The sequence below is a fragment of the Devosia sp. Soil_C_22 genome (genome assembly GCF_057657195.1).
The window spans coordinates 606,448-627,622 of record NZ_JBDGIY010000002.1 but is presented as its reverse complement, the minus strand read 5'-3'; the positions used below and the strand labels follow the sequence as shown (position 1 = coordinate 627,622).

Annotated in this window: 19 protein-coding genes; 5 read left to right on the top strand and 14 right to left on the bottom strand. The window is 66.2% G+C overall.

What is annotated here, in order from left to right:
* Positions 1 to 4: 4 nt before the first annotated feature.
* From AC3A6I_RS20110 to AC3A6I_RS20080, 7 genes are all read right to left on the bottom strand, one after another.
* Entirely contained in the window at positions 5 to 1,810 is a 1,806-nt protein-coding gene (locus tag AC3A6I_RS20110) for a methyl-accepting chemotaxis protein (RefSeq protein WP_487545648.1), read from the bottom strand.
* Positions 1,811 to 2,019: 209 nt separating this feature from the next.
* Positions 2,020 to 4,029, bottom strand: coding sequence for a methyl-accepting chemotaxis protein (locus AC3A6I_RS20105; RefSeq protein WP_487545647.1), 2,010 nt, complete (start codon positions 4,027 to 4,029; stop codon positions 2,020 to 2,022).
* A 311-nt stretch (positions 4,030 to 4,340) separates the two neighbouring features.
* A complete protein-coding gene (locus AC3A6I_RS20100) occupies positions 4,341 to 4,760 on the bottom strand; it encodes a F0F1 ATP synthase subunit epsilon (RefSeq protein WP_487545646.1) in 420 nt (139 codons plus the stop codon).
* Positions 4,761 to 4,859: 99 nt separating this feature from the next.
* The gene (gene atpD / locus AC3A6I_RS20095) at positions 4,860 to 6,404 is read right to left on the bottom strand and encodes a F0F1 ATP synthase subunit beta (RefSeq protein ID WP_487545645.1); all 1,545 of its coding nucleotides are present in this window, start codon (positions 6,402 to 6,404) and stop codon (positions 4,860 to 4,862) included.
* Positions 6,405 to 6,422: 18 nt separating this feature from the next.
* The gene (locus AC3A6I_RS20090) at positions 6,423 to 7,301 is read right to left on the bottom strand and encodes a F0F1 ATP synthase subunit gamma (protein ID WP_487545644.1); all 879 of its coding nucleotides are present in this window, start codon (positions 7,299 to 7,301) and stop codon (positions 6,423 to 6,425) included.
* Positions 7,302 to 7,371: 70 nt separating this feature from the next.
* Positions 7,372 to 8,904, bottom strand: a complete 1,533-nt coding sequence (atpA, locus tag AC3A6I_RS20085) for a F0F1 ATP synthase subunit alpha (protein WP_487545643.1) — start codon at positions 8,902 to 8,904, stop codon at positions 7,372 to 7,374.
* On the bottom strand, positions 8,904 to 9,464 hold the full coding sequence (locus tag AC3A6I_RS20080) for a F0F1 ATP synthase subunit delta (protein ID WP_487545642.1): 561 nt from the start codon (positions 9,462 to 9,464) through the stop codon (positions 8,904 to 8,906). Before AC3A6I_RS20080 ends, atpA begins: the two co-directional genes overlap by 1 nt.
* A gap of 400 nt (positions 9,465 to 9,864) precedes the next feature.
* Here AC3A6I_RS20080 and AC3A6I_RS20075 point away from each other — a divergent pair, with 400 nt between their 5' ends.
* Complete coding sequence (locus AC3A6I_RS20075) at positions 9,865 to 10,179, top strand: hypothetical protein (protein WP_487545641.1); 315 nt, start codon at positions 9,865 to 9,867, stop codon at positions 10,177 to 10,179.
* Here AC3A6I_RS20075 and AC3A6I_RS20070 read toward each other — a convergent pair.
* The gene (locus tag AC3A6I_RS20070) at positions 10,176 to 12,344 is read right to left on the bottom strand and encodes a primosomal protein N' (protein ID WP_487545640.1); all 2,169 of its coding nucleotides are present in this window, start codon (positions 12,342 to 12,344) and stop codon (positions 10,176 to 10,178) included. The two genes, AC3A6I_RS20075 and AC3A6I_RS20070, sit on opposite strands and share 4 nt — an antisense overlap.
* A 127-nt stretch (positions 12,345 to 12,471) precedes the next feature.
* On the opposite strand from AC3A6I_RS20070, the gene AC3A6I_RS20065 reads away from it, so the two are divergent.
* Positions 12,472 to 12,954, top strand: coding sequence for a VOC family protein (locus AC3A6I_RS20065; RefSeq protein WP_487545639.1), 483 nt, complete (start codon positions 12,472 to 12,474; stop codon positions 12,952 to 12,954).
* A gap of 208 nt (positions 12,955 to 13,162) precedes the next feature.
* Here AC3A6I_RS20065 and AC3A6I_RS20060 read toward each other — a convergent pair whose 3' ends face one another.
* The gene (locus AC3A6I_RS20060; RefSeq protein ID WP_487545638.1) at positions 13,163 to 13,825 is read right to left on the bottom strand and encodes a L,D-transpeptidase; all 663 of its coding nucleotides are present in this window, start codon (positions 13,823 to 13,825) and stop codon (positions 13,163 to 13,165) included.
* A 66-nt stretch (positions 13,826 to 13,891) separates the two neighbouring features.
* Entirely contained in the window at positions 13,892 to 14,212 is a 321-nt protein-coding gene (locus AC3A6I_RS20055; protein WP_487545637.1) for a hypothetical protein, read from the bottom strand.
* A 136-nt stretch (positions 14,213 to 14,348) separates the two neighbouring features.
* On the opposite strand from AC3A6I_RS20055, the gene AC3A6I_RS20050 reads away from it, so the two are divergent.
* Positions 14,349 to 15,275 carry a tyrosine recombinase XerC gene (locus AC3A6I_RS20050; RefSeq protein ID WP_487545636.1) on the top strand — a complete coding sequence of 309 codons (927 nt, stop codon included), beginning with the start codon at positions 14,349 to 14,351 and terminating at the stop codon, positions 15,273 to 15,275.
* A gap of 373 nt (positions 15,276 to 15,648) precedes the next feature.
* Complete coding sequence (locus AC3A6I_RS20045) at positions 15,649 to 16,629, top strand: DMT family transporter (protein WP_487545635.1); 981 nt, start codon at positions 15,649 to 15,651, stop codon at positions 16,627 to 16,629.
* Here the strand turns inward: AC3A6I_RS20045 and AC3A6I_RS20040 are convergent.
* Positions 16,626 to 16,829 carry a hypothetical protein gene (locus AC3A6I_RS20040; RefSeq protein ID WP_487545634.1) on the bottom strand — a complete coding sequence of 68 codons (204 nt, stop codon included), beginning with the start codon at positions 16,827 to 16,829 and terminating at the stop codon, positions 16,626 to 16,628. The two genes, AC3A6I_RS20045 and AC3A6I_RS20040, sit on opposite strands and share 4 nt — an antisense overlap.
* A gap of 183 nt (positions 16,830 to 17,012) precedes the next feature.
* On the opposite strand from AC3A6I_RS20040, the gene AC3A6I_RS20035 reads away from it, so the two are divergent.
* Complete coding sequence (locus AC3A6I_RS20035; RefSeq protein WP_487545633.1) at positions 17,013 to 17,150, top strand: glycine zipper domain-containing protein; 138 nt, start codon at positions 17,013 to 17,015, stop codon at positions 17,148 to 17,150.
* Positions 17,151 to 17,297: 147 nt separating this feature from the next.
* Here AC3A6I_RS20035 and lpdA read toward each other — a convergent pair whose 3' ends face one another.
* The 3 genes from lpdA to odhB form a co-directional block, all read right to left on the bottom strand.
* Entirely contained in the window at positions 17,298 to 18,704 is a 1,407-nt protein-coding gene (gene lpdA, locus AC3A6I_RS20030; RefSeq protein WP_487545632.1) for a dihydrolipoyl dehydrogenase, read from the bottom strand.
* 246 nt (positions 18,705 to 18,950) lie between these two features.
* Positions 18,951 to 19,709: an SDR family oxidoreductase gene (locus AC3A6I_RS20025; protein ID WP_487545631.1), complete on the bottom strand. Its 759-nt coding sequence runs from the start codon at positions 19,707 to 19,709 to the stop codon at positions 18,951 to 18,953.
* A 134-nt stretch (positions 19,710 to 19,843) separates the two neighbouring features.
* Positions 19,844 to 21,154, bottom strand: coding sequence for a 2-oxoglutarate dehydrogenase complex dihydrolipoyllysine-residue succinyltransferase (odhB, locus tag AC3A6I_RS20020; protein ID WP_487545630.1), 1,311 nt, complete (start codon positions 21,152 to 21,154; stop codon positions 19,844 to 19,846).
* Positions 21,155 to 21,175 lie beyond the last annotated feature (21 nt).

Below are 21,175 nucleotides of genomic sequence, written 5' to 3'. Positions count from 1 at the left end.
CCGCTCAAAACTCCGCCCAGTCGTCCTTCACCGCGGCGTTGCCGTGGAGATAGGTGCGCGCCGCACTCTTCACCCGCTGCTGCAGCGCCTTCACGCTACCCGTCTTGGGCGTCTCGGCCGCAGGCGTCGCCACGCCCGCGGCATCGATCGAGAACACGTCGACGATCCTGTCGAGCTCGCTGGCCTGCGCCTCGGTCTGCTCGATGGCCGCGTTGGTCTCTTCCACCAGCGCGGCGTTCTGCTGCGTCATCTCGTCGAGCGTGCGTACGGCCGCGCTCACCTCTTCGATCGCCGCCGCCTGCTCCTTGCTGGCATCGGCGATAGCCTCGATCAGGTTCGAGCTGTCGCGCGCCGTCTCGAGCATGGCGTTGAGCTTGTGCGCCGCCTCTGAGACGAGCTTGGAGCCCCCGGCCACCTCCGCACCAGACTGTTCGATCAGCGCCTTCACCTCCGATGAGGCGCTGGCGGCCGATTGCGCCAGCCGCCGCACTTCCACGGCGACTACCGCAAAGCCCTTGCCGGCGTCGCCGGCACGCGCCGCTTCCACCGAGGCGTTGAGGGCCAGCAGGTTCGTCTGGAAGGCGATGTCGTCGATCATGCCGATGATGCTGGAGATCTTGGCCGACGAGTTGGTGATCCGTTCCATCGCGGCGGTGGCCTTAGTCATCACCTCGCCGCCTTCGGTCGCCGTCTGGCTCACCTCGCTCGCCTGGCGCGAGGCGTCCGCAGCGCGCCTGGCATTCTCGGATACCGTCGCGGCCAGTTCCTCCATCGAGGCCGATGTCTCCTCGATCGTCGCCGCCTGCCGCGTCGTGCGCTCGGAAAGATCGTTGGCGCCAGACAGGATCTCGCCCGTCGCCGTCTTCAGCGAGCGCGACGTCGATTGCAGCGAGGTGACGATCTTGGCGATCCGCTCCAGCGAGGCGTTGAACGCCACTCGCAGCCCCTCATACTGGCCGGTGAATGCCGTATCCACATGGCCGCCGAGGTCGCCCTCCGCCATGCGCGCCAACGAGGTCTTGAGCAGCTCTATGATCGCCTCGCCGCGCTTGCGCTCGGTGATGTCCGTGGCGAACTTCACCACCTTCACCGGTCGTCCCGCTGCATCCAGCACCGGGTTGTACGAGGCCATGATCCAGACCTCCTTGCCGCCCTTGCCGATGCGCTTGAACTCGGCGGCGATGAACTCGCCCGCCTGCAGTTGCTGCCAGAATTGCTCGTATTCGGCGCTCGCCGCATAACCCGGCTCGACGAAGATGCGGTGGTGCCGTCCGGCAATCTCGTCGAGCTCGTAGCCCATGGTGCCGAGGAAGTTGTCGTTGGCCGAAACGATGGTGCCGTCGAGCTTGAACTCGATCACTGCCTGCGAGCGCCCGATCGCCGCCACCTGCCCGGCCATGTCGGCGGCATGGTTCTTGGCCGCCGTGATATCGGCGGCGAACTTGATCACCTTGCTCGGCTTCCCGGCCTTGTCGAAGATCGGGCTATAGGTCGCCTGCAGCCAGATCTCGCGTTCGCCCTTGGCGAAGCGTCGATACTCGCCGGCCTGAAATTTTCCTGCCGCCAGCGCGCGCCAGAACTCCGCATATTCACCACCCGCCGCATGGGCAGGCTCGACGAACATCCGATGATGCTGACCCTTGATCTCATCGAGCGAATAGCCGACCGCTCGGAGAAAATTCTCGTTCGCATCGAGAATCGTGCCGTCGAGCGTGAACTCGATCACCGCCTGGCTGCGGTTGATCGCCTCCACCTTGCTGCGATCTTCGGAAGAAGATTTGCCGAACCCGGCAAAAAAAGACTGCGCCATCCTGTGCCCCGAAATACCCCGCATCCTGCGGAAATCAGCCCGGCCCGATCTGACCTGCCTGTGCTTACCTAAGCTGCAAAAAGAGCATCCGCACTTATGCGCAGTTCGTGCCGGTTTCCCTCTTGCTCACCGCTGCCACAACGAAAAGAGGCGCCCTGCGGCGCCCCTTCCTGTGCGTCCGAGCGACTGCGCTCACCCGTTGTCGCCCACTAGAATTCGGCCCAGTCGTCGGCCTTGAGCGCGGCATTGCCGCGGCTGAGATAGGTCTTGGCCGCCGCTTTGACCTTTGCCTGCAAACCCTTCACTCCGCCCGCGAGCGGTACGGCCGCCGGCGCGATCTCGGCCGCATCGAGAGTGAACACCGCGACGATCCGGTCGAGGTCGTTGGCCTGCCCCTCGGTCTGCTCGATCGCCGCGTTGGTTTCCTCGACCAGGGCCGCGTTGTGCTGCGTCATCTCGTCGAGCTGCCGCACCGCGGTGTTCACTTCCTCGATGGCGGAGGCCTGCTCGCGACTATCGCGGGCGATCCCCTCGAGCAGCTCGCGGTTGGAGCGCACCGCCACCAGCATGGCCTCGAGCTTGTGCGCCGCCTCGGCCACGAGCTTGGAACCGGTCTGCACCTCGCTGCCCGATTGCTCGATCAGCACCTTTACCTGGCTCGAGGCCTCGGCCGCCGACTGCGCCAGCCGGCGCACTTCCACCGCCACCACGGCAAAGCCCTTGCCGGCATCGCCGGCGCGCGCGGCTTCCACCGAGGCGTTCAGCGCCAGCAGGTTCGTCTGGAAGGCGATGTCGTCGATCAACCCGATGATGTTGCTGATCTTGGCCGAGCTGTCGGTGATCCGCCCCATCGCCGCATTGGCGCTGAGCATCACCGCCCCGCCCTCTTCGGCCGCCGCCGTCACTTCGCCGGCGCTGTTCGAGGCACCCGCGGCGCGCTTGGCATTGGCATTCACGGTTGCCGCCAGCTGCTCCATGGCCGCCGAGGTCTCCTCGATCGTCGCCGCCTGCTTGGTGGTGCGCTCGCTGAGATCGTTGGCGCCCGAGAGGATTTCTCCCGTTGCGGTCTTGAGGTCAAACGAGGTCTTCTTGAGCTGCGTCACGATCTCCGCCAGCTTGTCGGCCACCGTGTTGGTGCTGTTCTTCAGCCGCGCGAACTCGCCCTCGTAGTCGCCTTCCATGCGCTTGCTGAGGTCGGCCTCGGCCAGCGCCGCGAGCACGTCGCCGCAATCGCCCAGCCCCTGGCTCAGCGTATCCATCAGCGCGTTGAACTCCTGCGCGATGCGCGCAATGTCGGCGTCGGCGAAGTCCACGTCGATGCGCTGCGTCAGGTCGCCCCGCCGCGTCGCCGCTACCACGCCGTCGAACGCGGCCTGAAAGCGCTCCATCACAGCGGCACGCTCGGCCGCCTTCTGATGCCGGGTGCGCTCGTCCTCGTTCATCTCGGCGACGCGGATGCCGTTCTCCTTGAACACCTGCACCGCTGCGGCCATCTGGCCGATCTCGTTCTTTTCGCCGGCATAGGGCACTTCGACCGTGAGGTCGCCGCCGGCCAGCCGCGCCATCGTCTCGGTGACCCGGCTCAGCGGCCGCGACACGTAGCGCGTGCCGACATAGGCAGCGGCGAGCACACCCGCGATCAGCCCGAGCAGCGTCACGCCACCCATCAGCGGTGTCACCAGCGCCTGGAAGCTGTCGGTTTCGGCCCGGATCGCTGTGTAGTGGGCGATGTCGTCGGCCACCACCGCGTCGATCTCGGCCTGGTAGGCCTTGCGGTTGGCGCGGTTGGCCTCGTTATTGCCCTGCGCATTGGCTTCGGCCGGATCGATCGTCCCCAACCGTGCCGTCTCGGCGCGGAAGGTCCGGAACTCGGCCGTACGCGTCACCACCGCCTCGAACGCCTCCATCCGCTCGACCGGCACGATGGCGCGCCAGTCGGCGAGCAACGCATCGATCCTGTCGAGCGAGGCGAGGATGCCTTCGCCGAAGGGCTTCGCCGCCTCGACCGTATCCGAGGCATAGATGCCGCGCGCATCCATCACCACGGCGGTCACCAGCCGGTTCAGCCGCTCGCCATTATAGGCGCGAGCCGAGGCCGCCTCCATCTGGTCCGTGCGCTCGGACAGCGAAAGCGTCACATAGGTGGCAAGGCCACCGACGGCGGCGACGATAAGCCCCATCAGGCTGACGATGAGGAGAAGTCTGGTTCTGATCTTCATTTGGCCGGCACGACTCTTGATTCTGGAGTTGGCGCATGGACAAGCGGCGGCATAAGCCGATGCTTGCCGTGGTTCGGGCTGCGACTGGCGGAGGATTTACCGGGCGCAGGTTCATGACTTGCCCGCGGCTGTCCTGGCCCCGAACAAGACTTCTATGACTGCATTCCCGAGATGGACGATTAGGGCGTCGTCCTTAAGGTTCGGTGAATTGGTTCTGGATGGTGACGTTATCACCAATCACCACAGCCGTGCTCCGGCAACGAAAAAGGCGCCCCGAAGGGCGCCTTTGGCAGTCTCGAACTGTGGGACGGTCAGTGCGCGGTGGCGCCCGCCGTGGCGGTCTGCTCGAGCAACAGGTTGCGCCAGCTGTCGATCTCGCTCTGCAGCCGCATCTCTTCGTCGGCAGTGGTCGCCGCCTGCTGGGCGGTGAGCCCGGCCGCGATCAGCGCCTCGATCTTGGAGCGGTCGAACTGCGCGATATCCTGCGCCTCTTCGGCGAGGATGGTCAGCCCCTCGGGCGACACGTCGGCAAACCCGCCGCGCACATAGTAGACGTGAGCGACGTTGGAGCTGTTCGTCACGGTGACGAAGCCCGGACGCATCGTGGTCATGAACGGCGCATGGTCGCCCAGCACGGTGAAATAACCCTCGGCGCCCGGCACGGTGACCGAGTTGACGGTCTCCGACAGGAGCAGCCGCTCGGGCGAGACGATCTCGAGTTTGACGGACATGGCTTCACATAGCGAATAGCGAATAGCGAGTAGCGAGTAGTCCGCCAGCCCTGATCTATCCCTATTCGCTACTCCCTATTCGCTATTCGCTTCTTCGTTTTACGCCGCAGCAGCCAGCTTCTGGGCCTTCTTCACCGCGTCTTCGATCGTGCCGACCATGTAGAATGCCGCTTCCGGCAGGTGGTCATAGTCACCCTTCACGAGGCCGGCAAAGCCCTTGATGGTGTCTTCGAGCTGCACGAACACGCCCGGAGCGCCGGTGAAGGCCTCGGCCACGTGGAACGGCTGGCTCATGAAGCGCTCGACCTTACGGGCACGCGCCACGGTCAGCTTGTCTTCTTCCGACAGCTCGTCCATGCCCAGGATGGCGATGATGTCCTGGAGCGCCTTGTAGCGCTGCAGGATCGCCTGCACCGAACGGGCGACGTTGTAGTGCTCTTCGCCGACGATGTTGGCCGATAGCATGCGCGAGGTCGAGTCCAGCGGATCCACGGCCGGGTAGATGCCCTTCTCGGAGATGGCGCGGTTCAGCGTCGTCGTCGAGTCGAGGTGGGCGAACGAGGTCGCCGGCGCCGGGTCGGTCAGGTCGTCGGCGGGCACGTAGATGGCCTGCACCGAGGTGATCGAGCCCTTGTTGGTGGTGGTGATGCGCTCCTGCAGCGCGCCCATGTCGGTCGCGAGCGTCGGCTGATAACCCACCGCCGAAGGAATACGGCCGAGCAGAGCCGACATTTCGGCGCCCGCCTGGGTGAAGCGGAAGATGTTGTCCACGAAGAACAGCACGTCCTGACCCTGGTCGCGGAAGTGCTCGGCGACGGTGAGGCCGGAGAGCGCGACGCGGGCACGAGCCCCCGGGGGCTCGTTCATCTGGCCGAACACCAGGGCGCACTTGGAGCCTTCGGTCGAGCCGTTGTTTTCTTTCGGGTCCTTGTTCACACCGGACTCGATCATCTCGTGGTAGAGGTCGTTGCCCTCGCGGGTACGCTCACCCACGCCGGCGAACACCGAGTAACCACCGTGGGCCTTGGCCACGTTGTTGATCAGTTCCTGGATCAGCACGGTCTTGCCCACGCCGGCGCCGCCGAACAGGCCGATCTTGCCACCGCGCGCATACGGAGCGATCAGGTCCACCACCTTGATGCCGGTGACGAGGATCTGGGCTTCCGAAGCCTGCTCGGTGAAGCTCGGCGCATCCTGGTGGATGGCGCGGCGGGCCGAGGTGACGACCGGGCCGGCTTCGTCGATCGGCTCGCCGATCACGTTCATGATGCGGCCCAGCGTCTCGTCGCCGACCGGCACCGAGATGGCCGCACCGGTGTCGACCACGGGGTTGCCGCGCACGAGGCCTTCGGTGGTGTCCATGGCGATAGCGCGCACCGAGTTCTCACCCAGGTGCTGGGCGACTTCGAGCACCAGGCGGTTGCCGTTATTCTCGGTCTCGAGCGCGTTCAGGATGGCGGGCAGGTGGCCGTCGAAGGTCACGTCCACCACGGCGCCGATCACCTGGCTGATGCGCCCGGTCGGCTTGCCTTCGGTGGCGAGGGCCGACGGCGTGGTCGAAGCGGCCTTGCGGGCCGGGGCACGGCGGGTGGCGGGAGCCTTGTCGGTCGCCGGGGCTTTTGCTGCAGTTGCTGCGCGGGCCATGTTGTTACCTCGTTCCTGCTAGAGCGCTTCCGCGCCCGAAATGATTTCGATGAGTTCTTTGGTGATCTGGGCCTGGCGCTGGCGGTTGTAGCTGAGCGTCAGCCGCTTGATCATGTCGCCGGCATTGCGCGTGGCGTTGTCCATGGCGCTCATCTGCGCCCCGTAGAACGACGCGCTGTTTTCGAGCAGCGCCCGCAACACTTGCACCGAGATGTTGCGCGGCAGCAGATCCTCGAGGATCGCCTCTTCGCTCGGCTCGTATTCGTAGATCAGCGTCTCGCCGGTCGGCGCTTCGGTGGTCGCGAGCTGCGCCGGGATCAGCTGCTGCGCCGTCGGCACCTGGCTGATCACCGATTTGAACTGCGCGTAGAACAGCGTCGCGACGTCGAACTCACCCGCCGCATACATGTCGAGCACCTTCTTGCCCACCATGTCTGCCTGCGCAAAGCCGACATTGCGGACTTCGCGGAACGAGATCGCATCGACGATATTGCTGCCATGCGTGCGCTTGAGGATGTCGTTGCCCTTGCGACCGACGGTGAGGATCTTCACCGTCTTGCCTTCGCCGATCAGCTTCTGGGCCGTATCGCGGGCAAGGCGCGCAATCGACGAGTTGAAGCCGCCGGCAAGGCCGCGCTCACCCGTCGCCACGACGAGCAGGTGCACCTGGTCGCGGCCATTGCCGCCCAGCAGCGCCGGAGCATCGGTCTGGCCAGCATAAGCCGCACCCAGCGCCGACAGCACCTTGCCGATACGCTCGGCATAGGGGCGCGCCGCCTCGGCCGCATCCTGGGCACGACGGAGCTTGGCCGCCGCGACCATCTGCATGGCCTTGGTGATCTTCTGGGTCGATTTGACCGAGGCGATCCGGTTTTTTAGGTCCTTTAGCGAGGGCATCGGGCCGCTCTACTCCCAGGTCTTCAAAGCACGTCGGGAGGCGGGGCTTGTGACCCCGCCGACGACAGGCTTACGAGAACGTCTTCTTGAAGGCGTCGATGGCGGCCTTGAGCTTGCCGCGCAGATCGTCCGACAGCGACTTCTCGGTGGCGATCGCGGTCAGCACATCGGCGTGCTTGGTGCGGAGGAACCCGAGCAGGCCCTTCTCGAACTCACCGACCTTGGTCACCGCGAGATCGTCGAGGTAGCCCTGGCCACCAGCAAAGATCACCGCCACTTCCTCTTCCGGCTTCAGCGGCGCGAACTGGGGCTGCTTCAGGAGTTCCGTGAGGCGGGCGCCGCGGTTGAGCAGGCGCTGCGTTGCAGCGTCGAGGTCCGAACCGAACTGGGCGAAGGCGGCCATCTCGCGATACTGCGAGAGTTCGCCCTTGAGCGAGCCGGCCACCTGCTTCATCGCCTTGATCTGGGCGTTACCACCCACGCGGCTCACCGAGATACCGACGTTCACCGCCGGGCGGATGCCCTGGAAGAACAGGTTGGTCTCGAGGAAGATCTGGCCGTCGGTGATCGAAATCACGTTGGTCGGGATATAGGCCGACACGTCGTTGGCCTGCGTCTCGATCACGGGCAGCGCGGTCAGCGAACCAAGGCCGTGGTCTTCGTTCAGCTTGGCGGCGCGCTCGAGCAGGCGCGAGTGCAGGTAGAACACGTCGCCCGGGTAAGCTTCACGGCCCGGCGGGCGACGCAGCAGCAGCGACATCTGGCGGTAGGCGACGGCCTGCTTGGTCAGGTCGTCATAGGCGATCACGGCGTGCATGCCGTTGTCGCGGAAATACTCGCCGATCGCGGCGCCGGTCATCGGCGCGAGGAACTGCATCGGCGCCGGGTCCGAGGCGGTGGCGGCGATGACGATCGAGTACTCGAGGGCGCCGGCATCTTCCAGCACCTTGACGAACTGCGCCACGGTCGAACGCTTCTGGCCGACGGCGACGTAGATGCAATAGAGCTTTTCCTGTTCCGACGCCTTGGCCTCGTGAGCCGGCTTCTGGTTGAGGAAGGTGTCGAGGATCACGGCGGTCTTGCCGGTCTGGCGGTCGCCGATGATCAGCTCGCGCTGGCCGCGGCCGATCGGGATCAGTGCGTCGATGGCCTTGATGCCGGTCGACATCGGCTCATGCACCGACTTGCGCGGCAGGATGCCCGGAGCCTTCACGTCGACGCGGCGACGCTCGGTGAACTGCAGCGGACCCTTGCCGTCGATCGGGTTGCCGAGCGCATCGACCACGCGGCCGAGCAGGCCCTTGCCGACCGGGGTATCCACGATCGAGCCGGTCCGCTTGGCGACGTCGCCTTCCTTGATGCCGCGGTCATTGCCGAACAGCACCACGCCGACATTGTCGCTTTCGAGGTTCAGCGCCATGCCCTTGATGCCGCCCGGGAACTCGACGAGCTCACCGGCCTGCACGTTGTCGAGGCCGTAGACGCGAGCAATACCGTCACCAACGGACAGCACCTGGCCGACTTCGGACACCTCGGCTTCCTGGCCGAAATTCTGAATCTGCTCCTTGAGGATCGCAGAGATTTCCGCGGCTTTGATATCCATTATCCGACCTCTTTCATCGCGATCTTCATCGCCGTGAGCTTGGTTTTGAGTGAGCTGTCGATCATCTGGCTGCCGACCTTGACCACAAGGCCACCGATCAGGCTGGGATCGACATGTTGATTGAGCGTGACGGCCTTGCCGATCTTCGCCTTGAGCGTATCGGCCAATGCCTTGGCCTGCGCAGCCGTCAGCGGCGCGGCTGAGGTAACGTCGGCGGCCACTTCACCGCGATGCCCGGCCGCCAGCGCCTTGAAGGCAGCGACGATCGCGGGCAGCGCGAACAGCCGCCCGTTGCGCGCCACGACCTTCACGAAATTGCCGACCGTGGTGTGTGCCTTGGCTTTGTCGAGCAAGGCATGCATCGCTACCGCCTTCTCCTCGGTATTGATCACCGGAGAACGCAGGAACCGCGCGAAATCGGGGCTTTCGCTGGCAAGAGCGAGAAGCTTGTCCAGCCCCTGCTCGACTGCGGCGACGGAGTTGTCGGCCTTGGCGAGATCGAAGAGCGCCGACGCATAGGGTCGCGCGATCTGGGAAAGGACTGAATCCTGAGCTGCCAACGGCCCGTCACCCTCGTGCTGAGCAACCGGAACCGGCGGTCGATGGAGGGCCGGTGGCTGCTGACGCTTATGATTATTGCCCGGAATGAGCGTGGCCCGCCCCCGGATTTCGCGCCCCCTCTACCATGCGACCTAGGGCACCGCAAGGCACCGGGCCACGAGTCTTTGGGGGAGTTTTGTCGCAGGGGGAAAGGGGCGGCGCTTATCGCACTATCCGGCACCGTCCAACCCCAGCACAGGGTCACCCCGGCGAAGGCCGGGGCCCATCCTGAGATGCCTCTTCAGCCGCACGTGCGCTCGGGTCGGATCTTCTCCAGACCCGCTCGTCAGGTAGAATTATGATTCAGCAACCGCCGCCGACAAATGCCCAGATGGCTATGTGAGATATCGAGGGGATCAAGTGACCGAGACTTGGAAACTGACCGCGAAGGTTGAGGACTTTATCGCAGCATTGGTCGAACAGGTTGGCATGGGCTCTAACGACACGCCGTCACTCATGTGGGCGTTGGGTGGTACGGCCGAAGCGAGTGGCCAGCCCCCGAAGCCATTGCCGGCCCATTATGCCTTGGGCTGGGTTTCGCAATCCAACCTGCATGCCTTCAAGACCATTCCCAGTGCCAGGTTCGGGCAGATCGTGTTCCACCCCAGTCCGCAGGACGCAGCATCGACCCGGCGAACGATTGACTACGACGGCACCCGGATCATCGTCCGCTAGAGGAAACTCTGGGGATCGATATCTACCTGCACGCGCAGGTTGCCGCTCAACTTCGGCCCCTGCTCGAGCCAGAAGCGCACATAGCCGCTGAGATCAAAATCCTTGCCCGATTGCGCCAGGAGCCGCACCCGGTGGCGGCCGCGGATCATCGAGATTGGCGCGTCAGCCGGCCCGAACAGCTTTAGGCCCTCCGCCATCGGTGCTGCGCGCAAAAGCTGCTTGGCGAACTCGAAGGCCGGGTCGTGCTCGTTGGCCGAAACCACCAGCGCTGCGAGTCGCCCGAATGGCGGCAGCCCGCCCGCCTCGCGCGCCAAGAGCTCGTGCTTGTAGAACGCCTCGCGGTCGCCCTTCACCATCGCCTTCATTACCGGATGATCCGGATGATAGGTCTGCAGATACGCCTTGCCCGCCTTGTTGGCGCGCCCGGCCCGCCCCGTCACCTGCGTCAGGATCTGGAATGTCCGCTCCGCCGCGCGCGGATCGCCGCGATCGAGCCCGAGATCGGCATCGAGCACGCCGACCAGCGTCAGCTTTTCGAAATGGTGCCCCTTGGCCACCAGCTGCGTGCCGATGATCAGGTCGTATTCGCCACGCTCGATCTCGGCGAAGCGCTCCTTGAGTTGCAGGTTCGAGCCCATGTCGGACGACAGCACGGCCGTCCGCACGCCCGGGAACCGTTCAGCCGCCTCTTCGGCGACACGCTCGATCCCGGGCCCGATCGGGGTCAGCGAATCGTCGACACCGCATTCGGTGCACACCTTCGGCGTGCGCATTTCGTGGCCGCAATGGTGGCACATCAGCACGCCGCGGAAGCGATGCTCCACCAGCCAGGCAGAGCAATCCGGGCACTGGTACTGGTGCCCGCACGCCTTGCACAGCGTCAGCGGCGCATAGCCCCGCCGGTTGAGAAACAGCAGCGCCTGCTCGCCCCGGTCGATGGTGGCGAACACCTCGCGCGCCAGTTGCGGCGCGATCCACTGCCCCTTCTCGGGCGGGTCCTCGCGCATGTCGAGTGCCGTGATGTCGGGCATCGCCATCTCGGAATAGCGCGAGGTCAGGACGATATGCTTGTAGCGCCCGGTATTGGCATTGTTCCGGCTTTCCACCGACGGCGTCGCCGACGACAGGATCACCCGCGCCTCGGCGAATTTCGCTCGCACCACCGCCATGTCGCGCGCGTGGTAATTCACCCCGTCCGATTGCTTGAACGCCCCGTCATGCTCCTCGTCGAGCACGATCAGCCCCAGCTCGCGGAACGGCAGGAACAGCGCCGAGCGCGCCCCCAGCACCACGCGCACATCGCCGTTCAGCACCCCGCGCCAGGTGCGCGTCCGCTGCGGCGGCGTCATGTCCGAATGCCACTCGCCCGGCTTGGTCCCGAACCGTTTGGTGAAGCGCGAAACGAAGGTCGAGGTCAGCGCGATCTCGGGCAGCAGCACCAGTGCCTGCCGGCCGGCCCTGATCGTGTCAGCCACCGCCTCGAAGAACACCTCGGTCTTGCCCGCTCCGGTCACGCCATCGAGCAGCGCCACCCCGAACCGGTCGACCCCGATCCCGCGAATCTCCTCGAGCGCCCTGGCCTGCCCTTCGCTCAGCACTGGTGGCTCGGCATCGGGATTCGGCGGTAGCGCCACCGGCGGCGGCGGCATTTCGAGCCGCTCGATCGCCCCCGCCCGCTCCAGCCCCTCGACCACCGAGGCCGATACGCCAGCCGCCGCGACCAGCGCACCCTTGGCCCAGGCCTCGCCGTCCATCAGCACGTCGAGCACTTTCTCGCGCGAGCGGGTCAGCTTGTCGGGCGCGACCCCGGTCGCGCGGAACGCCGCGATCAGCCGCTCGGGCTCCAGGGCCTCGCTCGAGCGCAGCACCGAGCGCAGCACCAGTCCCGGCGCCGCCAGCGTATACTTGCTCACCCAGTCGACCGTCGTCAGCAGCTCTTCCGACAGCGGCGGCACGTCGTAGATGCGCGCGATGTCCTTGAGCCGGTTATGCGCGTAATTGTCCTTGGGCACGCCCCACACGACGCCCAGCGTCAGCCGCCCGACCAGCGGCACGGCGACGATCGAGCCGCGCTCGACCTTCTGACCATAGGGCACCCGGTAGCTGTACGGTCCATCGACCGACACGCTGACCATCACCGCCACGATGTCCGGAAGCTCTGCCATCTGTGCCCGCTTTGTTCACGGGCGGGGCGGCATTTGCAAGCCCTATCTGCACCCATCTCCCCTGCTGCCGCGTTCTGGCAGCAGGCCTCGGCCAGTCTCGTGAAGCAACGCCCATGAGGAGCATCCGATGACCAGCACCATCCCCGACGGCTACACCGCCGTGACCCCGTGGATCATTTCCTCCGACACCAGCCAGCTCTTCGCCTTCCTCGCCGACGCCTTCGGCGCCGAGGAGATGAGCCGCATGACGGACGACAGGGGCGCCATCGTGCACGCCGAAATCCGCATCGGCGACGCCGTCGTCATGGCCTTCGACGCGCCGGCCGGCACGCCGCCGCAACCGGCCTTCATCCGCCTCTATCTGCCGGATGCCCGCGTCGCCTTCGCCCGGGCCATCCAGGCCGGCGCCACCGAGGTGACCAAGCCGACCCTCCTCGCCTTCGGCGACCGCGTCGCCCGCATCCGTGATCCTCTCGGCAACATCTGGTGGCTGCAGCAGCACATCGAGGACATCGCGGCCGACGAGCTGCAACGGCGCTGGACCGACCCGGCGTGGTCGACGCCGATGGCCTATGTGCAGGACTCGCTGGCGCATGCGCTGAGGGGCTAGAACGAGCCACCGGCCTCTCCGTGATCCTCCCCCGCGTGGCGGGGGAGGGGGACCAGCGAAGCTGGTGGCGGGGGCGGCCGCAAGCGCTGACCGTAGCACCCCTCCCCCTTGCGGGGAGGGGCGGGGGTGGGGGTCTATCGGTGATCACCGCACTACCCCCACCCTCAGTCCCTCCCCGCAAGGGGGAGGGAAGCCATCCTCGCCCGCCTCACATCACCAATATCGGCGACCCACTCGGCACCCGCTGGTACAGGTCGATCACGTCCTGGTTCAGCAACCGCACGCAGCCCGACGAGATCGCCTTGCCGATGGTGCGCTCGTCCGTCGCCCCGTGCAGCCGGTAGATCGTGTCGCGCCCGTCCTTGAAGATGTAGAGCGCCCGTGCCCCCAGCGGGTTCTCGAGGCTCGGCTGCATGCCGTGGCGATAGGGCTCGAGCTCGGGCTGCCGCGCGATCATCTCCGACGGCGGCGTCCAGGTCGGCCACTCGCGCTTGTACTGGATCACGCCGCGTCCCGACCAGGTGAAGCCGTCGCGACCGATGCCGACGCCGTAGCGCAGCGCCTTGCCGTTCTCCTGGACCAGATAGAGGAAGCGGTTGGCCGTATCGACCACCACCGTGCCCGGCCGCTCGCCGGTCGGGTCGGCGACGATCTGCCGCCAGAACTGCGGCTCGATCAGGTCGACCCGCGCCGCCGGAATCGGGAAGCGCTCGTCCGGCCGTGCCGCATACATGGCGAGCACGTCCTCGGGAATGCGCACGGTCTCGGGCTCGAGGTCGGCGCCGTTTGTGGCGCAGCCGGCCAGCGTCAGGGCTGCCAAGCTGGCCGCCCCGGCGAGCAACGCCCGGCGGCCGATCAGAAGTTCAGTCATCTCGAATGTCTCGTGAGCGGTCGGTGCGACCGCGGATCAGGGAAGGAATGGCGATTTCGGCCGCGCTTAACCGCGCCGGGGCGGCGGAAGTTCCATCGCCGGGCTGCGGCCTTCGAGCCCGGGCTCGTCCATCAGCCCGCGCGCCCACTGCGCCGCCATCGCCTGCGGCAACTCGATCACTGCATGCCGCCGGAAATCCGACTGCGCCGGCAGCACCCGCTTGCCGCCCTGCATCTCGCAGGGGTTGGGCAACTGCACCGGCGTTTCGTCAGAGCTTGTTACCGCCGGCAACCCGCCATGCGCCACGCACACGCCCGTGGCAAAGCTCGGGCTCGCGAGGGCGAGCACGGCCAGGAGCGTGCTGATGATGCAAATAAGGCGGCGCATGGCCCAGTCGATAGGCCGCCGAATGCGGCGTCCGAAAGGCGTCTCACGCCCCTGTGTTGCTCCATCGCCACGAGTGATGCCGATCGGCAACACCCGTGTTTGCCGAACGCTAACCGGCTCCCGCTAACCTGGCGCCATGTCCCACGCCTTCATCGCCGACGCGACCCTTTCCGCCCACATCGCCGAATGGCAGCAGGATCTCGGCGCCGTCCGCCGCCTCGCGCCGCTGACGCTCGAAGCCTACCTGCGCGACCTCGGCCAGTTCCTCGCCTTCCTCAACACCCATGCCGGCGGCACCGTCTCGCTCGCGACGCTGAAGGAGCTGCGCGCCGCCGATATCCGTGCTTTCCTCGCCGCGCGCCGCGGCGACGATCTCGGCTCGCGCTCGCTCGCCCGGGCCCTGAGCGCCATCAAGAGCTTCTTCGGCTATCTCGAGCGCCAGGACATTCTCTCGACCGAGTCACTTGGCGCTGTCCGCACGCCAAAGCAGCCAAGATCGCTGCCCAAGGCGCTGACCGTCGCCGAGGCCAAGGATACCATCAGGACCGTCGATGAAATGGAGGATAAGCCCTGGGTCGCCGCCCGCGACATGGCGGTGATCTCGCTGCTCTACGGCGCCGGCCTCCGCATCTCTGAAGCCCTCGCGGTCACCCGCGCCGATCTCGAAGCCGCCTCGCTCCGCGTCACCGGAAAGGGCGGCAAGACCCGCCTTGTCCCGCTGATCGCCCAGGTCCGCCAGGCCATCGACACCTATCTCGGCCTTTCCCCGTTCCACCCCGAACCCGACGAACCGATCTTCCGCGGCGAAAAAGGCGGCATCCTCTCTCCCCGCCTCATCCAGCTGCGCATGCAGCAGCTGCGCGGCGCCCTCGGCCTGCCGCCATCGGCCACCCCGCACGCCCTGCGCCACAGCTTCGCCACGCACCTCCTCGGCAAGGGCGGCGACCTGCGCATGATCCAGGAGCTGCTGGGCCACGCCTCCCTCTCCACCACCCAGATCTACACCGCCGTCGACACCGACCGCCTGCTCGACGCCTACAGGGCGGCGCATCCACGGGCGTAGCCGCCCCTCATCCGGCGCTACGCGCCACCTTCTCCCCGACGGACAGAAGAATACCGGGAGTGCGTTGGCCACCACTATTCCTCTCCCCGTCGGGGAGAGGGTGGACCGGCGAAGCCGGGACGGGTGAGGGGTCTTGCTCTCCCGCCACCCCGAACACACCGTTCACCCAACGTCCCCCTTTACGGCCGGCATACCACCGCGTATCTATCCGCTCATGACCGCTTGCATCCTAATTATTGGCAGCATTTGCCTTGGCCCCTTCGGGGACCGGAACGCGCGCGGCTGACCCTTCGCATGCTCACCGGACCCCGCCATCAGGCGCGGGAGAACATCCGGTGATCTGATGGCAGGGCCCACAACCGGACCCCGTCTCATGTCCACCGACACTGCGCCTGCCTCCCGCTACGGCTTCTCCAACCTCGCCTGGGCCGGACTCGTCTTCGCCATCCTCGGCGCGGCCCTGTTCGCCACCAAGGGCATCGTCATCAAGCTCGCCATCGCCGAGGGCATTTCGCCCATCACCACGCTGACCTGGCGGATGGTCATCGCGCTGCCCATCTTCGTCAGCGTCGGCGTCTTCTCCTATCGCCGCGCCTTGAAGAGGCGCCCCGCCGACGCCCCGCCGCTCGTTACCTGGCCCGTCATGCTGCAGACTCTCGGCATCGGTGCGCTCGGCTACTACGTGGCGAGCTACCTCGATTTCCAGGCGCTGGAATACATCTCGGCCCAGCTCGATCGGCTGATCCTGCTCACCTATCCGTTCTTCGTCGTGCTGCTCGGCGCGGTGTTTTTCCGCCGCCGCATCACCCTGCCCATGGTCGTCGCGCTGCTCGTCAGCTACCTCGGCATCGCGCTGATCTTCTTTCACGATCTCTCGCTCGAAGGCGACGATGTGCTGCTCGGCGTCGGCCTCGTGTTCGGCTCGGCCATCGTCTATGCGGTCTACCAGATCGTCGCCAAGCCCATGATCGATCGGCTCGGCCCCGAACTCTTCACCTCGATCGCCATGAGCGGCGCCGGGCCACTGGTCATCGCCCACTTCATCTTCACCCACCCGCTCACCGACATGGCCATCACCGGCAACGGGTTCCTGCTGATGCTCGCCATCGGCACGGTATCGACGGTGCTGCCGGCCTATTGCACCTCTGCCGCCATCGGCCTCATCGGCTCGGAAAGAACCGCCATCGTCGGCAATGTCTCGCCGGTGGTGACGGTGGTGCTCGCCATCTTCGTGCTCGGCGAGGTCTTCACCGTCTACCACGCCATCGGCACCATCCTCGTCCTCGGCGGCGTCTGGATCTTCACCCGCAAGGAAAAGCCCAGGGACAAGCTGCTCGAAGAGCAGACGGCTTAGGGCCGCCGCGGCAGCCCGATCGACAGGCTCGAAATCAACCCGCCCACGAGGCGGAAGCGATATTCGAGCCGCAGCGGATCGGGCAGCCCGGCCTTGGGGAAATCGCCCTCGACCAGCGCCGTCACCACCTGCTCCTCGCCGCGCGTCTCGATCGCCGTGTTGCCCCACCCACCCAGTTGCGCTAGGCCGCAAGCGGCCAAGCTCCACTACCCTCCCCATCAAGGGGAAGGAAATCCGAGGTGGAGGATGGGGCACGACCTCCCTCCCCCTTGTGGGGAGGGGGACCCGCGCAGCGGGTGGGTGGGGGTGGCCACACGCACCGGCCTCCGAACCTATCCGCCCGCCAAGGGTTATCCTCTTCCCCAACGGCCAGGAGCAGAACGATGAAACTTGGATCGGCCATAGCCATCGGCATCGCAGTCGGCGCCGCCATCGGTGTTGCCATGGACAATATCGGCCTCGGCATCGGCGTGGGCCTTGCTATCGGCATCGCCGCCGGCAGCCTCTGGCAACGGAACTAGCGGCGCTGCCTCCGCCGGTCATTCCCCTGAAAGCGGGAATCTCTGTTAACGGTGGCAACCCAAACGAAGATCCCCGCTTTCGCGGGGATGACTCCGTGCATCGCTGCATGATCGGGTCTCGAACGAAGTCCCGCCTGCGGGCGCAGTCTAGATGTGGATCGCTCCGTCCCCGGTCATCAGCGCGGCTTCCTTCACCGCCTCGCTGAGCGTCGGGTGCGCATGCGTCGTCCGTGCCAAATCCTCGGCCGAGCCCGAGAACTCCATCAGCACCGCGATTTCGTGGATCATCTCGCCGGCATTCTTTGCGATGATCTGCGCGCCGAGCACCCGGTCGGTCGCGACGTCTGCGAGAATCTTCACATAACCCTGCGTCGCCAGCATCGCCTTGGCGCGGCCATTCGCCGTGAATGGGAACTTGCCGGCCTTGTACTCGATCCCGGCCGCCTTCAGCTCGTCTTCCGACTTGCCGATCCAGGCGACTTCCGGGCTCGTGTACATCACCGAGGGGATGTTGCCGTAGTTGATGTGCGGCTTCTGCCCGGCGATGATCTCGGCCACGGCATGGCCCTCGTCCATCGCCTTGTGCGCCAGCATGGCGCCGGCCACCGCGTCGCCGATGGCATAGATGCCCGGCACATTGGTCTTGAACTGCGCATCCGTGCGCACCCGGCCACGCTCGTCGAGCGCCACGCCGACCACGTCGAGCCCCAGCCCTTCGGTGAACGGCTTGCGGCCCACCGCCACCAGCACTGCATCGGCCTCGGCATAGGTGGCCTCACCACCCGCCGCCGGCTCCAGCTTGGCGCGCAGCGAGCCGTCGCCCTGCTTCTCGATCGCAGTCACCTTGGTGGAAAGCTTGAACTCCATGCCCTGCTTCTGCAGCGTACGCTGCATCTGCCGCGCCGCCTCGCTGTCGAGTCCGGGCAGGATCCGGTCGAGGAACTCCACCACCTGGATTTTCGCGCCCAGCCGGCCCCACACCGAGCCGAGCTCGAGCCCGATGATGCCGCCACCGATCACCAGCAGCCGGTTCGGCACCTGCCCGAATTTCAGCGCGCCGGTGGATGAAACCACCTTCTCCTCGTCGATGGTGATGCCCGGCAGGCTCACCGGCACCGAGCCGGAGGCGATGACGATATTCTTGGTCTCGATCGTCGTCGGCGCGCCGCTCTCTGGCGTTACCAGCACCTTGCCCTGCGCCGGGATCGAGCCGGTGCCGCGGAAGGTGGTGATCTTGTTCTTCTTGAACAGGAACTCGATGCCGCCGACATTGGAGGTCACCGTATCGTCCTTGTGCTGCAGCATCTGCTTGAGATTGAGCTGCGGCGTCACATCGATGCCGAACTGCTGGAACTGGTGGCCGGCCTCCTCGAACAGCTCGGACGAATGCAGCAGCGCCTTGGAGGGAATGCACCCGATATTGAGGCAGGTGCCGCCAAAGGTCGGCCATTTCTCGACCACGGCCACGCGCATGCCCAGCTGCGCCGCGCGGATTGCCGCCACATAACCACCCGGGCCGCTGCCGATTACGGTGAGGTCGAAATTGTCCGCCATGTTCGCTCCGAAAGGCTGATCCGGCGCCGGTGAGGACGGGCGCCCCGCTGCCGATATGTGAGCGGGATCAGGAAAAGTTCAGACTTTTCCGGTTCGATCCCGCGACCAACCAGAAAACCTAGATTGGGATGCGTTTCAAGCAAACGCAGCACATATCTAGGATCGGCTAACGGGTTAAACCACCAGGCACTTGGATGTAACCCCGCCTGTCGCACCCGCCATGCGAATTCCGCATGATTCCGCGCGTCACGGCATTATCGCCCTGCCCCCCGTCACCGATACCGTCGTTCCGGTCACATAGCTCGCCTCGTCGGACAGCAGCCACAGGATGGCGTTGGCCACTTCCTCGGCCGTCCCCGCCCGGCCCATCGGCAGGCTGGGCGCCAGCCGCACCGCACGCTCCGGCTCTCCGCCCTGGGCGTGGAACTCGGTATCGATGATGCCCGGGCGGACGCCGTTCACCCGCACCCCTTCGCCCGCCAGCTCCAGCGCCAGCCCGACCGTGAATGTATCGATGGCGCCCTTGCTCGTCGCATAGTCGATATAGCTGGCCGCACCGCCGAGCTTGGCCGCAGCCGAGCTGAGATTGACGATGGCCCCACCCTGCCCGCCATGCCTGCTCGACATGCGGCGGACGGCGGCGGCCGAACAAAGCATCGTGCCGGTCACATTGACCGCCAGCACCCGCGAGATGCGCTCGGCGTCCATCTCCTCCAGCCGCAACGCCGGCGCGATCGTGCCCGCATTGTTGACCAGCCCCGCGAGCCGACCCATCCGGTCGGCGGCGCGGAACACGTGCTCCACGTCATCGCCATTGCTCACGTCGCCACGCACCGCCACAGCCTCGCCGCCATGCGCATGGATATCCGCGCACACCGCCTCGGCCGCCGCGACGTTGTCGGCATAGTTCACCACCACACCGAACCCGCGCGCCGCCGCCAGCCGCGCCGTCGCCGCCCCGATGCCCCGGCCACCGCCGGTCACCACCAGCACCCGCTCCGCCATTTTCCTTCTCCCTGTTTGCGAACTGTATGCCATGACCGCTTGCCGAGAGACCAGCACACGCAGCCGCCTGCACCGGCCCAAAAGCAAAGGGCCCGCCGAAGCGGGCCCTTTATAATTCCATCGTTGCGGCCGGATCAGAGATCCAGCACCAGCCGCTCCGGCGCTTCGAGGCTTTCCTTGACGCGCACGAGGAAGGTCACCGCTTCCTTGCCGTCGACGATGCGGTGGTCGTAGCTCAGCGCCAGGTACATCATCGGGCGGATGACGATCTGGCCCTCGACCACCACCGGCCGCTCCTGGATCTTGTGCATGCCCAGAATGCCCGACTGCGGCGCGTTGAGGATCGGCGTCGACATCAGCGAACCGTAGACGCCGCCGTTCGAGATCGTGAACGTGCCGCCCTGCATATCGGCCATGCTGAGCTGCCCGTCGCGGGCGAGCTTGCCCAGCCGGCCGATTTCCTTCTCGATCGCGGCGATCGACATCTGGTCGGCATCGCGCACCACGGGCACCACGAGGCCCTTGTCGGTGCCCACGGCCACCCCGATATGGGCGTAATTCTTGTAGATCAGCTCGTCGCCGTTGATCTCGGCATTGACCGCCGGGATTTCCTTCAGCGCATGCGTCACGGCCTTGGTGAAAAAGCCCATGAAGCCGAGCTTCACGCCGTGCTTTTTCTCGAACAGGTCCTTGTACTGGTTGCGCAGGTCCATCACCGGCTTCATGTCCACCTCGTTGAAGGTGGTCAGCATGGCCGCCGAGTTCTGCGCGTCCTTGAGCCGGCGCGCGATGGTCTGGCGCAGGCGGGTCATCTTCACCCGCTCTTCGCGCACTTCGTCGGCGGCGTTCACCGGACCACGGGCCTGTGCCGGAGCAGCAGGTGCCGGGGCGGGAGCAGCGGCCGGAGCCGGCGTGGGCTTCGCTGCCGGGGCGGCTACCGGCGCGGCCGGGGCGGCTGCAACGGTCGCGGGCTTGGCCATCGCCGCCAGCACATCTTCCTTCAGCACCTGGCCACGCTTGCCCGAGCCATCGAGCTCGGCGGTGTTGACGTTGTTCTCGGCGGCGAGCTTGGCCGCGCTCGGCGCCGGCGGCACGGTGGCGCCGTTGCTGTTGGCAACCTTGGCCGGCTCGGCGGCAACCGCCACCGGGGTCGGCGGCACTTCCACCGCCTTGGGAGCTGCAGCCGGAGCCGCCGCGGCAGCTGAGCCGACCGCACCAATGGCGCCGATCAGCGCCCCGACATTGACGGTATCGCCCGGGTTGGCGGCGATCGACTCGAGCACGCCTGCCGCAGGTGCCGGCACCTCGATCGTCACCTTGTCGGTCTCGAGCTCCACCACCGGCTCGTCGGCCGCGACGGTGTCGCCGACCTTCTTGAACCACTGGCCGATCGTCGCCTCGGTGACGCTTTCGCCCAGCGTGGGCACCCGGATGTCAGTCGCCATCGTTTGGTCCTTCAGTTCCTT

Coding starts and splice junctions, on each gene's coding strand:
- AC3A6I_RS20110 (WP_487545648.1), bottom strand. CDS start 1,810: ATGGCGCAGTCTTTTTTTGCCGGGTTCGGCAAATCTTCTTCCGAAGAT.
- AC3A6I_RS20105 (WP_487545647.1), bottom strand. CDS start 4,029: ATGAAGATCAGAACCAGACTTCTCCTCATCGTCAGCCTGATGGGGCTT.
- AC3A6I_RS20100 (WP_487545646.1), bottom strand. CDS start 4,760: ATGTCCGTCAAACTCGAGATCGTCTCGCCCGAGCGGCTGCTCCTGTCG.
- atpD (WP_487545645.1), bottom strand. CDS start 6,404: ATGGCCCGCGCAGCAACTGCAGCAAAAGCCCCGGCGACCGACAAGGCT.
- AC3A6I_RS20090 (WP_487545644.1), bottom strand. CDS start 7,301: ATGCCCTCGCTAAAGGACCTAAAAAACCGGATCGCCTCGGTCAAATCG.
- atpA (WP_487545643.1), bottom strand. CDS start 8,904: ATGGATATCAAAGCCGCGGAAATCTCTGCGATCCTCAAGGAGCAGATT.
- AC3A6I_RS20070 (WP_487545640.1), bottom strand. CDS start 12,344: ATGGCAGAGCTTCCGGACATCGTGGCGGTGATGGTCAGCGTGTCGGTC.
- AC3A6I_RS20065 (WP_487545639.1), top strand. CDS start 12,472: ATGACCAGCACCATCCCCGACGGCTACACCGCCGTGACCCCGTGGATC.
- AC3A6I_RS20060 (WP_487545638.1), bottom strand. CDS start 13,825: ATGACTGAACTTCTGATCGGCCGCCGGGCGTTGCTCGCCGGGGCGGCC.
- AC3A6I_RS20055 (WP_487545637.1), bottom strand. CDS start 14,212: ATGCGCCGCCTTATTTGCATCATCAGCACGCTCCTGGCCGTGCTCGCC.
- AC3A6I_RS20050 (WP_487545636.1), top strand. CDS start 14,349: ATGTCCCACGCCTTCATCGCCGACGCGACCCTTTCCGCCCACATCGCC.
- AC3A6I_RS20045 (WP_487545635.1), top strand. CDS start 15,649: ATGTCCACCGACACTGCGCCTGCCTCCCGCTACGGCTTCTCCAACCTC.
- AC3A6I_RS20035 (WP_487545633.1), top strand. CDS start 17,013: ATGAAACTTGGATCGGCCATAGCCATCGGCATCGCAGTCGGCGCCGCC.
- lpdA (WP_487545632.1), bottom strand. CDS start 18,704: ATGGCGGACAATTTCGACCTCACCGTAATCGGCAGCGGCCCGGGTGGT.
- AC3A6I_RS20025 (WP_487545631.1), bottom strand. CDS start 19,709: ATGGCGGAGCGGGTGCTGGTGGTGACCGGCGGTGGCCGGGGCATCGGG.
- odhB (WP_487545630.1), bottom strand. CDS start 21,154: ATGGCGACTGACATCCGGGTGCCCACGCTGGGCGAAAGCGTCACCGAG.